The organism is Bacillus siamensis KCTC 13613, assembly GCF_000262045.1.
In the GTDB taxonomy this organism is placed as follows: domain Bacteria; phylum Bacillota; class Bacilli; order Bacillales; family Bacillaceae; genus Bacillus; species Bacillus siamensis.
The window spans coordinates 161,122-173,390 of the sequence record NZ_AJVF01000037.1 but is presented as its reverse complement, the minus strand read 5'-3'; the positions used below and the strand labels follow the sequence as shown (position 1 = coordinate 173,390).

Genomic DNA, 12,269 nt, shown 5'->3' with positions numbered 1-12,269 from the left:
CCTTAGTTTGTCGTTGAGAATACTTGGTTGATTTCATTGAAATCGCTTGTCAGTCCGTGGACTTTGATCTTCCAGTTTCCCTTTTCGGTGATGGACAGGTTTGCGGCTTCGAATGTGCCTTCCTTCGTCTTTTTCAAATCAAAGGTGCTTTCATGCTGTTTGCCGCTGAAGCCCGTCTGATAAACAGTCACCGTAAATTGCTGAATGTCTTTTACCAAGCCGCCGTTATGATCAGTGACAATGACTTGAAATTCATTTTTACCCGGCTGGTTCGGCGTAATATGCAGGGACAGGGTTTCCCCGTTTCCGATCATTTCTGAGCCGTTAAAAGGCAATGGCGCGGGCGGCGGCGGGCTGGGCAGGCTTGTGAAGACAGCGGTTGTAAATAACACCGCAATGCCGATTGCCCATTCGGCCTTTATCGTTGCGCTGATGCTCCTTTTTCTGCGGAACTTCGTCATCCATACGTGAATGGCGCCGAGCGCAAGCATGATGACAAACAGCCCGATTTTCAAAAGGAGCGTCTTGCCGTAAGCGGTGTGAAAGAGTGGATCAAACGAACGGATAATGAAAAATCCGTTCAGCACACCTGAAAATAAAAGCACGCCGACAGAGGCGAACGCCCAAGGAGAAAAGCGTCTGACCGTTTCCCAGGCGGCGGTTTTATCTGTTGTTCTCCACTCTGATGAAAGAAAGAGCACAAGCGCGGCTATACCGCCGATCCATACAGACGCGGCTGATAAATGGAGAAAATCCATCGTGATGCCGACCGCTTTTTCGTCAATAACCGCCGCATGTCCGGCGAATGCTTTTGCCAAAAGCGAAGCGAAAAAGAACAGCAGCGGCGCCGTCCAGTATGCAAATGACCGGAAAGCTTTCTTCTTCAAAAGCGGGATCATGGACAGGGCAAGCAGGATAAATAGGCTGATCTGGATTATCCAGACGCTCCCGCCTGCCGTTTTCAGAAGCGTTTCTTTTACATAGTCCGGCTGAAACGCAGCACTCCAAGCGCCGCCCGCGTTTTCTTTCGTCTGGATCGGGAGCTGGCAGACAAGCGCAAGCCCCGTTAAACATAAGGAAATCACGAGCAGCTTTACAGTTCGTTTTGCTTTTGATGAATCGTTTTTTCTGTACCAAAACAGATGAAAAAACGCCGTGCCGATAAACAGGGAGAGAGCGGTATACAAAATACCGCGGTCGATGGCCGCTTCGGGATGAAGCGCCGCTTGCGATGATGTTTGCTCCTGAAGTTCACCGCCGGCTTTCCCGATACTGAAAGGAATGACGCCGGATACCGGGTGACCGTCGGCCGACACCGCGTTCCATTCCGCTCTGTAAATATCATGCGGCAGATTTTTTTTCAAGGCTGCGGTCATGATGCGGGCATCACTTTTTTGAATCACCGTTTTGCCGGCATCGACCCGTTCACCGGATGAATTATAGACCTTAATGGAGTGGAAGCCTTCTTCAACCTGTTCATTAAACGTAATTTCAATCTGCTTCGGCGCTTGTTTTAATTCGCTGTTCTCACCCGGATTTGAGTTTGTGATGTAGGCGTGGGCGAAGCTTGTTTTCGGAATCAAAACAAGGAACAGCAAAAAGATGAGCCAGCGTTTGTTCTGTCTCATGGCTTGTGACACCGCCTTCCGGTTGGTTGTTGTTATGTCTTGCTGCAGGTGCATCCCTTCTGCCTGTCGTGTAAGATGATGTCCGCCGCCTCGTCAAAGGTGCAAATGACCCCGCCGAATCCTTTTTGAAACCGTTCTGCGTAATCACGCGTTGAGAAGGGAATCGCCTGAGGCCGGCAGCAGTGAAGGTCAATATCGGCATGGACTAAAAAGTAAGCAGAAGCGGCCGTCAGCGTCGTCTGGAGAAGAAAATCCTTACAAATGACATGAGACACTTCTTCCTTTTTATCCTCATACCGCAAAATCGCGCAATGAATGCAGCACATCTGCTCAACGGCTTGTGAAACAGTAATGAGCTGGACAGAATATGAATGCTGAATCGGCCGCAGGCAATAGCCGCATTGATTGGCGCCTTTTTCTGAAGCGGGCGGGAGCGTAATGCCGCCGGGTGTCCGGATAATCCGGTTTGCATCCGCCAGCTGATTGACGTCTCTGTACACGGTCATCTCGGAGACGCCGAATCTCTCGCTTATGTCAGAGATTTTCAGCGCGCCCTCCTCTTTCAGCCATTCAAGCAAGGTTTGCTGTCTGTTAATCGGAAGCAATTCTGCATCCTCCTTTTTATGCGAATGAGTGATGAACCTCCTTTTAAGAGTAGATGTTTTCACAAATGTGCACAAGAGCCTGATGATAAAATGTGTGAAAATATGTTGAACAATCACAAATGTAAAACGCGGAGACAGACTCTGTTATAATAGAAGAGTTGAATGGAGGAATAAATATGAAAGAAACGACCTGCCCGAACTGCGGCAAGCCGATTACAGGCGACATGGTCAGATCATCCATGATCCCGTGCCAGTTTCAGTGCGGACATTGCCATGTGAAATTGCGTGAATATAAAGTATCAGCTCCGATTATGGCTGTAGCCATTGCGATAACCGTGCTTTTGATTTATCTTGTGCAGATGGCCAGAACCGCCGTCATGCCGATGTTTCCGGCTGCGCGGTATGTGCCGGCCGCCATTTTTGCGCTCGTATGTGCGTATCCGGTGTTTATTGTCAGTGAGCGGATCATTGCCAAACTCGTCGTTACAAAAGGACACATTATATACAGGAAGCGGTAAGACACCTTTGATGAGGTGTCTTTTTTTAGTTAAGGATTTGTCACAGTCTCTGTGCCAAACTCCTCTTTACTTTTCATTGAATGAGGATTGTAAGCGTTTTATGATGAAGGCACAGGGGCGAAAGAAAACCCCGTGTCTTATTTATTTTCATCTTAAGGCAGGCAAACAGGGAGGGAAATGGTATGCAGCAAGAACAGCAAGCTGGCATGAAAGTAAAGATACAGCGGTTCGGCAGTTATTTAAGCGGTATGATCATGCCGAATATCGGCGCATTTATCGCATGGGGAATTATCACCGCGCTGTTTATTCCTGCGGGATGGTTTCCGAATCCGCAGCTGAATACATTGGTAAGCCCGATGATTACGTATCTTCTGCCGCTTTTAATCGCATATACGGGCGGAAAAATGATCTATGATCACCGCGGGGGAGTCGTCGGAGCGACAGCGGCCATCGGGGTCATTGTCGGGGCGGACATACCGATGTTCTTAGGGGCAATGATTATGGGGCCTTTGGGCGGTTATCTCATTAAACAATTAGACCGTGTGTTTAAAGATAAAGTCAGACAGGGTTTTGAAATGCTGATCAACAACTTCACGGCGGGAATTATCGGCGCGGTGCTGACGATTATCGCGTTTTATGCGATCGGCCCGGTCGTCCTGTCTCTTAACAAATTGCTGGCGGCGGGTGTGGAAGTCATTGTCCACGCGAATTTGCTGCCGATTGCAAGCGTTTTCGTAGAACCGGCGAAAGTCCTGTTCCTGAATAACGCGATCAACCACGGCATTTTAAGTCCGATCGGAATCGAGCAGGCCGCAAAAGCGGGTAAATCCATTTTGTTCTTAGTGGAAGCGAACCCCGGGCCGGGACTCGGTATTTTACTGGCATACATGTTCTTTGGGAAAGGTTCTTCAAGATCGACGGCTCCGGGAGCGGCGATCATTCATTTCTTCGGGGGGATTCATGAAATCTATTTCCCTTACATTTTAATGAAACCGATGCTGATCCTCGCGGCGATCGCCGGGGGAGCGAGCGGGCTGCTCACATTCTCGATTTTTAACGCGGGTCTTGTCGCGGCATCTTCTCCGGGCAGCATCATCGCCATACTGGCGCTGACACCGAAGGGAAGCTATCTCGGCGTGCTGGCGGGCGTCATCGTTGCCGCGGCCGTATCGTTTATCGTCTCGGCGCTTATTCTGAAATCGTCTAAAGCAGGAGAAGAAGATTTGACAGCCGCTGCGGAAAAAATGCAGGAAATGAAAGGCAGGAAAAGCGAAGCGGCGGCCGCATTGGCAGACAAAGAGGAAGAACAGGAAAACGCCGCTGATATTTCCGCTGACCTAGTCAGCCGCATTATCTTCGCGTGTGATGCAGGAATGGGATCGAGCGCAATGGGCGCCTCCATTTTAAGAAACAAAGTGAAAAAAGCAGAACTTGACATTGATGTGACAAATACATCAATCAATAATCTTCCGAATGACGCGGATATCGTCATTACGCATAAGGACCTGACTGACCGCGCGAAAACGAAGCTGCCGCAGGCGGTGCACATTTCGGTTGATAATTTCTTGAACAGCCCGAAATACGATGAACTGATTGAAAAGCTTAAAAACTAATCAAACAGAAAGAGGGATTTTCATCATGGAAGTATTGGCTAAAGCGAACATCAAACTGAACCAGACAGTGAATTCAAAAGAGGATGCCATCCGCCTGGCGGGACAGACGTTGATTGATAACGGTTACGTGAAAAACGGCTACGTGGAAAAAATGTTCGAACGTGAAGAAACATCATCCACTTTCATGGGGAATTTCATTGCGATCCCGCACGGCACGGAAGATGCGAAGGATGAGGTGCTTCATTCAGGCATTTCCGTCATCCAGATTCCGGACGGGGTGGAATACGGTGAAGGCAATACGGCAAAGGTCGTTTTCGGTATCGCCGGAAAAAACAATGAACACTTAGACATTCTGTCAAACATCGCCATCATCTGCTCAGAGGAAGAAAACATCGAGCGGCTGATCAGTGCAAAGACGGAAGAAGAACTGGCCGCGATTTTCAGCGAGGTGAACTGACATGATTGCCCTTCATTTCGGAGCGGGAAACATCGGGCGGGGCTTTATCGGCGCTTTGCTCCATCATTCCGGCTATGAGGTTGTTTTTGCAGATGTGAATGAAACGATGGTCGGCCTTCTCAATGATAAGAAGGAATATACCGTGGAGCTTGCCGACGGCGGCCGGCAGACAGAAATTATCGGCCCCGTTTCAGCCATCAACAGCGCGGTGCAGGAACAAGAGCTGTACAGGCTGATCAATGACGCGGCGATCATTACGACGGCAGTGGGCCCGAACGTTCTCAGACTCATCGCCCCGTCCATCGCGGAAGGGCTGAAGCGCAGAACGTCCTCTGAGCCTCTCAATATCATTGCCTGTGAAAATATGATCGGCGGCAGCCGTTTTCTGAAAAAAGAAGTTTTCGGACATTTGACGGAAGCGGAGCGGGAACTCGTGAACCGGACGGTCGGCTTCCCTGATTCTGCGGTGGATCGGATCGTGCCGATTCAGCACCATGAAGACCCGCTGAAAGTATCCGTAGAGCCGTTTTTTGAATGGGTCATAGACAGAACCGGCTTTGCCGGCGGTCAGCCGGCACTTAAAGGTGCGATATTTACGGATGATCTTACGCCTTTCATCGAGAGAAAGCTGTTTACCGTCAATACCGGCCATGCCGTTACAGCGTATGTCGGCTATCAGCGCGGATTAAAAACCGTCAAAGAGGCCATCGACCATCCTGAAATCCGGCGTGTCGTGTACGATGCACTTTCAGAAACGGGCGAGTACTTGGTGAAAGCGTACGGCTTTAAGCAAGCCGAACACGAGCAGTACATGAAGAAAATCATCGGCCGTTTTGAAAATGAATACATCACGGATGATGTGACAAGAGTCGCCAGATCACCGCTCAGAAAACTCGGAGCGAATGATAGATTAGTAGGTCCGGCCAAAAAAATAAAAGAACCGAACGCGCTGGCGGAAGGCATCGCCGCCGCCCTGCGCTTTGACTATCAGGATGATCCGGAAGCGGTTGAACTGCAGAAGCTTATCGCGGAAAAAGGAACGAGCGGTGTTCTGCAAGACATTTGCGGTATTCAGCCGCATGAGCCGCTGCACGGCATCGTGCTCAAAAAACTCAATCAATAAGATGAATCCGCGTCGGGGGACGCGGCTTTTTTTTCTTCTGTTATAATGTTGGGGAAGGGAGGCTGTATGATGACTCAAAAGCTCTTACCCCACCGTTTTCCGTTTCTTTTGATTGACGGCACGACAAACAGCGAAGCCGGAAAATGGGCGGCCGCTTACAAAAACATCAGTGAAAATGACTGGTTTATAACCGAATCACAAAGAGAGATGCCGTTTTCACTCGTCATTGAAGCGATGGCCCAAACGGCGGCTTGCGCGGGAATTACCGGCGGTGACAGCCTCGGTCTTTTATCCGCGGTGAAGAAAGCGGAAAGATTAGGCGCCGCTTTGCCGGGAGACCGTCTGGATCTGCTGTTTGAAGTCACGCGAACGAGGCGCGGGTTTGTGTTCGGCCGGGCGAAAGCGTCCGTTGCCGGGAATCCGGTAGCGGAAGCTGAGATCAGCATATTTATCGCACCATCGTAAAAAAAAGCCGCCTCCAGCGGCGGCTTTCGGACAAGTCTGTTATTTTGTATCATAATCTCTTTCACTCTGTGAATTGTCTCTTTGGTCGTGTTTGTGTTTTTCGTCATTGGCGTTTTCCTTCAGCTCTTCCAGCGGAATCGGATCGGTTAAATCATGATGTTCAGGATTTTCATTCGGTTTGTTTTTCTGTTTTCTTTCTGTCATCCTCCATCACCTCAATATTTCTTTTCCTCAACGTTCTCCCCGCCAAACGTCAGGAGCGGTTTTTTGTTCCTGTGGGTCATATGTATTAAAATAGAGACGACTACATTATAAAAAGTGAGGTACATATATGCCGATACAAAGAGAAGACGCAGATATTAAACTGATCGCGATTGATATGGACGGAACCCTGCTCAATGACGAGCAGCTCATCCCGGAGGAAAACCGGCGGGCGATCAAGGAAGCGGAGGCGAAAGGAATTCACGTCGTCATCAGCACCGGACGCACGCTGATGACATGCCGCGAACTGGCTGAGTCTCTCGAGCTGTCATCCTTTTTAATTACGGCAAACGGCAGCGAAATCTGGGATTCTAACTTTGAGCTGGTTGAGCGTAAGCTTCTTCATACCGATCATATTCAAAAATTATGGGATCTGAGAAATAAGCACAATACGAATTTCTGGGCCTCTACCGTCGATAAAGTATGGAGAGGGGAATTCCCGGAAACGATTACGGATCACCAGTGGCTCAAGTTCGGATTTGAAATCGAGGATGACGATGTGCGGAATGAGGTGCTGAAAGAGCTGAAAGAAAACAAGGAGCTTGAAGTCACAAACTCAAGCCCGATCAATATCGAAGTCAATGCCCTCGGCATCAATAAAGCGGCGGCGCTGGCGAAGGTATCGGAAAAACTCGGCTTTACGATGGAAAATGTGATGGCTATGGGTGACAGTCTGAATGACATTGCGATGATTGAAAAAGCGGGTGTCGGCGTCGCCATGGGAAATGCACAGGATATTGTAAAAGAAACCGCTGACTGGGTGACTGATGTCAACACGGAAAACGGAGTCGCCAAAGCAATCCGCCACTGGGTATTATAATAGAAAAAAGAGAGTCTCTGGATGAGGCTCTCTTTTTTGTTTGTCACATTAGTGACTAGGTCCATGGTAGGTTTTCTGACAAAGGTATGTTCAAACGTGTCAGAATTGATATAATTGAGTGAAATCCAACAATTCGGAATAGTCGTTCCGAATAGCGGAATGATAATCATATAAAACGCTTACAATACAGGAGGGAGCTTATGTTTCAGATTGACATCAATTGTGATTTAGGAGAAAGTTTCGGTGCATATAAGATCGGGATGGATGAAGAGATTTTGGATTATGTGACATCTGCAAACATCGCCTGCGGCTTTCATGCGGGTGATCCCAGCGTGATGCGCAAAACAGTTGCGCTTGCGGCGGAAAAGGGCGTGAAAATCGGCGCTCATCCCGGGCTGTTCGATCTTCAGGGATTCGGGCGGCGGCAGATCGCGATTACGCCCGAGGAAGCGTATGATCTGACACTGTACCAAATCGGCGCGCTGTCAGGTTTTTTAAAAGCAGAAGGTGTCGCGATGCAGCATGTGAAGCCGCACGGCGCTTTATATAATATGGCCGCCGTCAACCGCGGTCTGTCAGAGGCCATCGCTCAGGCGGTCTTTCATTTTGATCCCGGACTCATTCTTTTCGGGCTAGCCGGAAGCGAGCTGATTAAAGCGGGAGATCGAATCGGACTGCAGACGGCAAGCGAAGTGTTTGCAGACCGCACCTATCAGGAAGACGGCACGCTGACGCCGCGTTCCCAGCCGGATGCGCTGATTCAGGATGATAAAAAAGCGGTCGGGCAAGTGATTCAAATGGTGAAAGACAACACGGTGACATCACGTAAAGGACAAGCCGTAAGCCTGAAAGCGGACACCGTCTGCATTCACGGAGACGGCGCCCACGCGCTGACATTCGCAAAAACGATCAGAAACGAATTAAAAGCGGCTGACATTCAAATCAGTGCGCTTTCAAAAGACTGAGCAGCAGAGGGAGGAAGACAGCATGGAGCAAAAGAAAAAAACAGCCGGAAAGGCTTCCGGCAAATGGTCGCTGCTTTTAGGCGCGACATTTCTGATGGCGACATCATCAATCGGGCCCGGCTTTCTGACGCAGACGGCCACGTTTACCAATACATTGGCGGCAAGCTTCGGCTTTATCATTTTAATCTCTATTATTTTGGACATTTTCGCGCAAACCAATGTATGGCGGATTATCGCGGTTTCCGGAAAGCGCGGCCAAGAGATAGCAAATATGGTGCTTCCGGGCGCCGGTTATGCCATTGCTTTTCTGGTGGTGCTCGGCGGACTTGCGTTTAATATCGGAAACATCGGCGGCGCGGGTCTCGGCCTTCAAGTATTATTCGGAATCAAACCGGAGATCGGCGCTTTAATCAGCGCTGCGATTGCGGTTTTGATTTTCGTCATAAAGGAAGCCGGAAAAGTCATGGACCGTTTTATGCAGATCGCCGGAATTGTCATGATCGTATTGACGGTGTATGTTGCCGTAACGACGGCTCCGCCGGTCGGACACGCCGTTGTGAAAACTTTTATGCCTGATCATATCAGTGTGCTGGCGATCGTGACGCTTGTCGGCGGCACGGTCGGCGGATACATTACATTTGCCGGCGGCCACCGTCTGCTTGATTCAGGCATTCAAGGGAAGGAAGTCATTCCTCAAGTCACGAAAAGCTCCGTCACAGGCGTATTGATTACATCTGTAATGCGGATTGCTCTGTTTCTCGCCGTGCTCGGCGTCGTCTCAAAGGGCCTGCGCATTGATCCTGATAATCCCGCAGCTTCTGTGTTCAAGCTTGCGGCGGGAAATGTCGGCTATAAAATTTTCGGTGTCATCATGTGGTCTGCGGCTATTACGTCTGTCATCGGCGCCGCATATACGTCAGTGTCTTTCTTCAAATCGTTCTCGGCAAAAATCGAAAAGCATTCGAACGGCGTAATTATCGCTTTTATCATCGTATCCACTCTCATTTTTGTCACGATCGGCCAGCCTGCCAAAATTCTGGTCGCGGTCGGTTCGCTTAACGGTTTAATTCTGCCGCTTGCATTAGCGATGATTTTGTTAGGCGCTTATAAGAAAAAAATCGTCGGCGACTACAAACATCCGATCTGGCTGACGATCGCCGGGGCAATCGTAGTCGTTGTCATGGCGATTATGGGCATCTATACATTATTCTCGCAAATGCCGCAGCTATGGGGCTGATGACATGAAAAAACATATGAGTGACATGAGTCCCGAAGAAGTCAGGCAGCTTATCAGAAAAGGGCGGATGACCGGGCCGACGGCGGGATTGGCCGCTTCTTACGCACAAGCCAATCTCGTCGTTTTGCAAAAGGATCTTGCCTTTGATTTTCTCTTATTCTGCCAGCGCAATCAAAAGCCTTGTCCGGTGCTTGACGTGACGGATGCGGGTTCACCCGTTCCGGCAATAGCGGCGCCGGGAGCTGATATCCGGACGGACTTTCCGAAATACAGAATCTATCGGCATGGCGTGCTTACTGAAGAGGTAACGGATCTCACGCCATATTGGAAGGATGATTTTGTCAGCTTTTTGATCGGCTGCAGTTTTTCATTCGAGCAAGCCCTTATCAATCAGCACATTCCAATCAGGCATATTGATGAAGGCGTGAACGTTCCCATGTATAAAACAAATATTGACTGTGTTCCGGCGGGCCCGTTTTCAGGAAAGATGGTCGTCAGCATGAGGCCGATTCCGGAAAGACTGGCAGTCCGCGCAGCACAGGTCACGTCACGTTTTCCCGCCGTGCACGGCGCCCCCGTCCGCATCGGGAATCCGAAAAGCATCGGCATCAGCGATCTGAATCAGCCGGACTTCGGAGATGCCGTAACGGTGAAAGAAGGCGAAGTTCCCGTATTCTGGGCGTGCGGCGTTACACCGCAGGCGGTGATCATGGAAACAAAGCCCGATATCGTGATAACCCATTCACCTGGGCACATGCTGATCACTGATATACGGAACGAATCGCTTGCTGTTCTGTAAGTGAGAAAGAAAACAACGAGGTGATGACAATGAAGCAGTATAGCGGCAATACAGCGCTTGATATACAGCCGCACGGTGATTCCGCCGTTATCATCCGCTTTGGCGGGCACATCAGCGAAGAAGTCAACAGCCGGGTTCATGCGGCGGCCGCCTGTATTGAAGAACGGCCGTTTCCAGGCTTCGTTGAATGTATTCCGGCATTCACAAGCTTAACGATCTTTTATGATGTGTATGCCGTCTCACAAATAAAAAAAGGCGTCTCTCCTTTTGCTTTGGTCAAGAAAGAAGTGACAGAACGCCTCAGCCATATAAAGGCCGGCCGGCAGGAAGAGCGCCGGGTGATGGAAATCCCCGTTTGCTACGGCGGTGATTTCGGTCCTGATTTAGAAGACGTCGCTGAGATGAACGATCTGACGCCGGAAGACGTCATCCGCATTCATACCGAAGGCGAATATCTCGTTTATATGCTCGGATTTGCGCCGGGATTTCCGTTTTTAGGAGGAATGTCTGAGCGGATCAGAGCGCCGAGAAAGGCGTCGCCAAGGCCGTCGATCCCGGCTGGTTCAGTAGGAATCGCAGGGATGCAGACCGGTGTGTATCCGATATCCACCCCCGGCGGCTGGCGGCTGATCGGCAGCACTCCGCTTCGGCTTTTCAGGCCTGAAGAACAACCGCCGAGCCTGTTGAGAGCGGGCGATACTGTGAAATTCGTCCGGATCTCAGCGGAAGAATACAGCCGCATCAAGGAGGGAGCCGAATGAGCATGAAAGTGATGAAACCCGGTCTTCTGACGACGATTCAGGATACGGGCCGAACAGGGTATCAGAAATACGGCGTACTGGGCAGCGGCGCAATGGATACAATCTCTCTGCGCATCGCCAATCTTCTTGCCGGAAATAAAGAAACAGAGGCGGGGCTGGAAATTACGCTCATGGGGCCCGGGCCTTCCTTTGAGTTTTCAGAACCGGCGGTCATTGCAGTCACGGGGGCCGATTTCGCCTTTCATATTAATGGAGAACCAGCTCCTTTGTGGAAACCGATTTTGATAAAGGAAACAAGCGTCGTCTCATTCGGGCCGTGTAAAATGGGGAGCCGGGCTTATCTTGCCGTTGCGGGGGGATTTGACGTGCCCGCCGTCATGGAAAGCAAAAGCACGTATGTCAGAGCGGGGATCGGCGGCTTTTGCGGAAGAGCGCTGCAAAAAGATGATGAGCTGCCGCTCGGCGGTATGACGCAGTGCTCGGAACTGATCGCTGCCCGTCTGAGCGAATCTCCCGGGCAGCATGGTTTCTCAGCGCCTGATTGGTCTGTCAGCAGCAGAGGATTTCTGCCGCTGAAAAGAAATCCGGTCATTCGCGTGCTTGAAGGCGCTCAATTTCATGCGTTTACAGAAGAAGCAAAACAGCGTTTTTACCAAGAATCGTATACGGTCACGCCGCAATCCGACCGAATGGGCTACCGCCTGAAGGGCGCCCCGCTTGAATTGCGGGAGCCGCTTGAAATGGTATCTGAGGCTGTGACATTCGGGACGGTGCAGGTGCCGCCGGACGGCAATCCGATTATACTGCTGGCTGACAGACAGACGACGGGTGGCTACCCGCGAATGGCGCATATCATATCCGCCGATCTTCCTCTTGCCGCCCAAACGATGCCGGGGGAACATATCACGTTCGCTGCTGTTTCGCTGGAGGAGGCGGAAATGCTGCTGTTGGAGAAGGAACAGCAGCTGAAGGAGCTGAAAGCAAGACTCAAAATGGAATGGCTGATCTGACAAAGGG

14 protein-coding genes are annotated in these 12,269 nt (G+C 50.3%); 11 read left to right on the top strand and 3 right to left on the bottom strand.

Annotated features, from left to right (window positions below; all coding sequences use genetic code 11):
* Positions 1–2 precede the first annotated feature (2 nt).
* Together Y79_RS0108270 and Y79_RS0108265 are read right to left on the bottom strand one after the other, a co-directional pair.
* Positions 3–1,628 (bottom strand): copper resistance CopC/CopD family protein, encoded by a 1,626-nt coding sequence (locus tag Y79_RS0108270; RefSeq protein ID WP_029575272.1) that lies wholly within the window; start codon positions 1,626–1,628, stop codon positions 3–5.
* Between the two features lie 32 nt (positions 1,629–1,660).
* The gene (locus Y79_RS0108265) at positions 1,661–2,233 is read right to left on the bottom strand and encodes a DeoR family transcriptional regulator (protein WP_016937242.1); all 573 of its coding nucleotides are present in this window, start codon (positions 2,231–2,233) and stop codon (positions 1,661–1,663) included.
* 176 nt (positions 2,234–2,409) lie between these two features.
* Here Y79_RS0108265 and Y79_RS0108260 point away from each other — a divergent pair, with 176 nt between their 5' ends.
* From Y79_RS0108260 to Y79_RS0108240, 5 genes are all read left to right on the top strand, one after another.
* Entirely contained in the window at positions 2,410–2,751 is a 342-nt protein-coding gene (locus Y79_RS0108260) for a hypothetical protein (RefSeq protein WP_016937241.1), read from the top strand.
* A 182-nt stretch (positions 2,752–2,933) separates the two neighbouring features.
* Entirely contained in the window at positions 2,934–4,364 is a 1,431-nt protein-coding gene (locus Y79_RS0108255; RefSeq protein ID WP_016937240.1) for a PTS mannitol transporter subunit IIBC, read from the top strand.
* A 25-nt stretch (positions 4,365–4,389) separates the two neighbouring features.
* Positions 4,390–4,821 carry a PTS mannitol transporter subunit IIA gene (locus tag Y79_RS0108250; protein ID WP_012116817.1) on the top strand — a complete coding sequence of 144 codons (432 nt, stop codon included), beginning with the start codon at positions 4,390–4,392 and terminating at the stop codon, positions 4,819–4,821.
* 1 nt (position 4,822) lies between these two features.
* Positions 4,823–5,944, top strand: a complete 1,122-nt coding sequence (locus Y79_RS0108245) for a mannitol-1-phosphate 5-dehydrogenase (RefSeq protein ID WP_016937239.1) — start codon at positions 4,823–4,825, stop codon at positions 5,942–5,944.
* A gap of 69 nt (positions 5,945–6,013) precedes the next feature.
* Positions 6,014–6,409, top strand: a complete 396-nt coding sequence (locus Y79_RS0108240; RefSeq protein WP_016937238.1) for a 3-hydroxyacyl-ACP dehydratase FabZ family protein — start codon at positions 6,014–6,016, stop codon at positions 6,407–6,409.
* Positions 6,410–6,448: 39 nt separating this feature from the next.
* On the opposite strand, the gene Y79_RS1000000121230 is transcribed toward Y79_RS0108240, so the two are convergent.
* On the bottom strand, positions 6,449–6,613 hold the full coding sequence (locus Y79_RS1000000121230) for a hypothetical protein (RefSeq protein ID WP_016937237.1): 165 nt from the start codon (positions 6,611–6,613) through the stop codon (positions 6,449–6,451).
* A gap of 127 nt (positions 6,614–6,740) precedes the next feature.
* On the opposite strand from Y79_RS1000000121230, the gene Y79_RS0108230 reads away from it, so the two are divergent.
* The 6 genes from Y79_RS0108230 (at position 6,741) to Y79_RS0108205 (ending at position 12,262) form a co-directional block, all read left to right on the top strand.
* A complete protein-coding gene (locus tag Y79_RS0108230) occupies positions 6,741–7,490 on the top strand; it encodes a Cof-type HAD-IIB family hydrolase (RefSeq protein WP_016937236.1) in 750 nt (249 codons plus the stop codon).
* Between the two features lie 200 nt (positions 7,491–7,690).
* Complete coding sequence (locus Y79_RS0108225) at positions 7,691–8,455, top strand: 5-oxoprolinase subunit PxpA (protein ID WP_016937235.1); 765 nt, start codon at positions 7,691–7,693, stop codon at positions 8,453–8,455.
* Between the two features lie 22 nt (positions 8,456–8,477).
* Entirely contained in the window at positions 8,478–9,692 is a 1,215-nt protein-coding gene (locus Y79_RS0108220) for an NRAMP family divalent metal transporter (protein ID WP_016937234.1), read from the top strand.
* Positions 9,693–9,696: 4 nt separating this feature from the next.
* Complete coding sequence (locus tag Y79_RS0108215) at positions 9,697–10,491, top strand: putative hydro-lyase (RefSeq protein WP_016937233.1); 795 nt, start codon at positions 9,697–9,699, stop codon at positions 10,489–10,491.
* Positions 10,492–10,520: 29 nt separating this feature from the next.
* Positions 10,521–11,252, top strand: coding sequence for a 5-oxoprolinase subunit PxpB (gene pxpB / locus Y79_RS0108210; protein ID WP_016937232.1), 732 nt, complete (start codon positions 10,521–10,523; stop codon positions 11,250–11,252).
* Between the two features lie 2 nt (positions 11,253–11,254).
* Positions 11,255–12,262, top strand: coding sequence for a 5-oxoprolinase subunit C family protein (locus Y79_RS0108205; RefSeq protein WP_155816730.1), 1,008 nt, complete (start codon positions 11,255–11,257; stop codon positions 12,260–12,262).
* The last annotated feature ends 7 nt before the right edge of the window (positions 12,263–12,269 follow it).

Bases quoted from the DNA above. Each gene is read 5' to 3' on its own strand.
- Y79_RS0108270 (WP_029575272.1), bottom strand. From the start codon at position 1,628: ATGAGACAGAACAAACGCTGGCTCATCTTTTTGCTGTTCCTTGTTTTG.
- Y79_RS0108260 (WP_016937241.1), top strand. From the start codon at position 2,410: ATGAAAGAAACGACCTGCCCGAACTGCGGCAAGCCGATTACAGGCGAC.
- Y79_RS0108255 (WP_016937240.1), top strand. From the start codon at position 2,934: ATGCAGCAAGAACAGCAAGCTGGCATGAAAGTAAAGATACAGCGGTTC.
- Y79_RS0108250 (WP_012116817.1), top strand. From the start codon at position 4,390: ATGGAAGTATTGGCTAAAGCGAACATCAAACTGAACCAGACAGTGAAT.
- Y79_RS0108245 (WP_016937239.1), top strand. From the start codon at position 4,823: ATGATTGCCCTTCATTTCGGAGCGGGAAACATCGGGCGGGGCTTTATC.
- Y79_RS0108240 (WP_016937238.1), top strand. From the start codon at position 6,014: ATGACTCAAAAGCTCTTACCCCACCGTTTTCCGTTTCTTTTGATTGAC.
- Y79_RS1000000121230 (WP_016937237.1), bottom strand. From the start codon at position 6,613: ATGACAGAAAGAAAACAGAAAAACAAACCGAATGAAAATCCTGAACAT.
- Y79_RS0108230 (WP_016937236.1), top strand. From the start codon at position 6,741: ATGCCGATACAAAGAGAAGACGCAGATATTAAACTGATCGCGATTGAT.
- Y79_RS0108225 (WP_016937235.1), top strand. From the start codon at position 7,691: ATGTTTCAGATTGACATCAATTGTGATTTAGGAGAAAGTTTCGGTGCA.
- Y79_RS0108220 (WP_016937234.1), top strand. From the start codon at position 8,478: ATGGAGCAAAAGAAAAAAACAGCCGGAAAGGCTTCCGGCAAATGGTCG.
- Y79_RS0108215 (WP_016937233.1), top strand. From the start codon at position 9,697: ATGAAAAAACATATGAGTGACATGAGTCCCGAAGAAGTCAGGCAGCTT.
- pxpB (WP_016937232.1), top strand. From the start codon at position 10,521: ATGAAGCAGTATAGCGGCAATACAGCGCTTGATATACAGCCGCACGGT.
- Y79_RS0108205 (WP_155816730.1), top strand. From the start codon at position 11,255: ATGAAAGTGATGAAACCCGGTCTTCTGACGACGATTCAGGATACGGGC.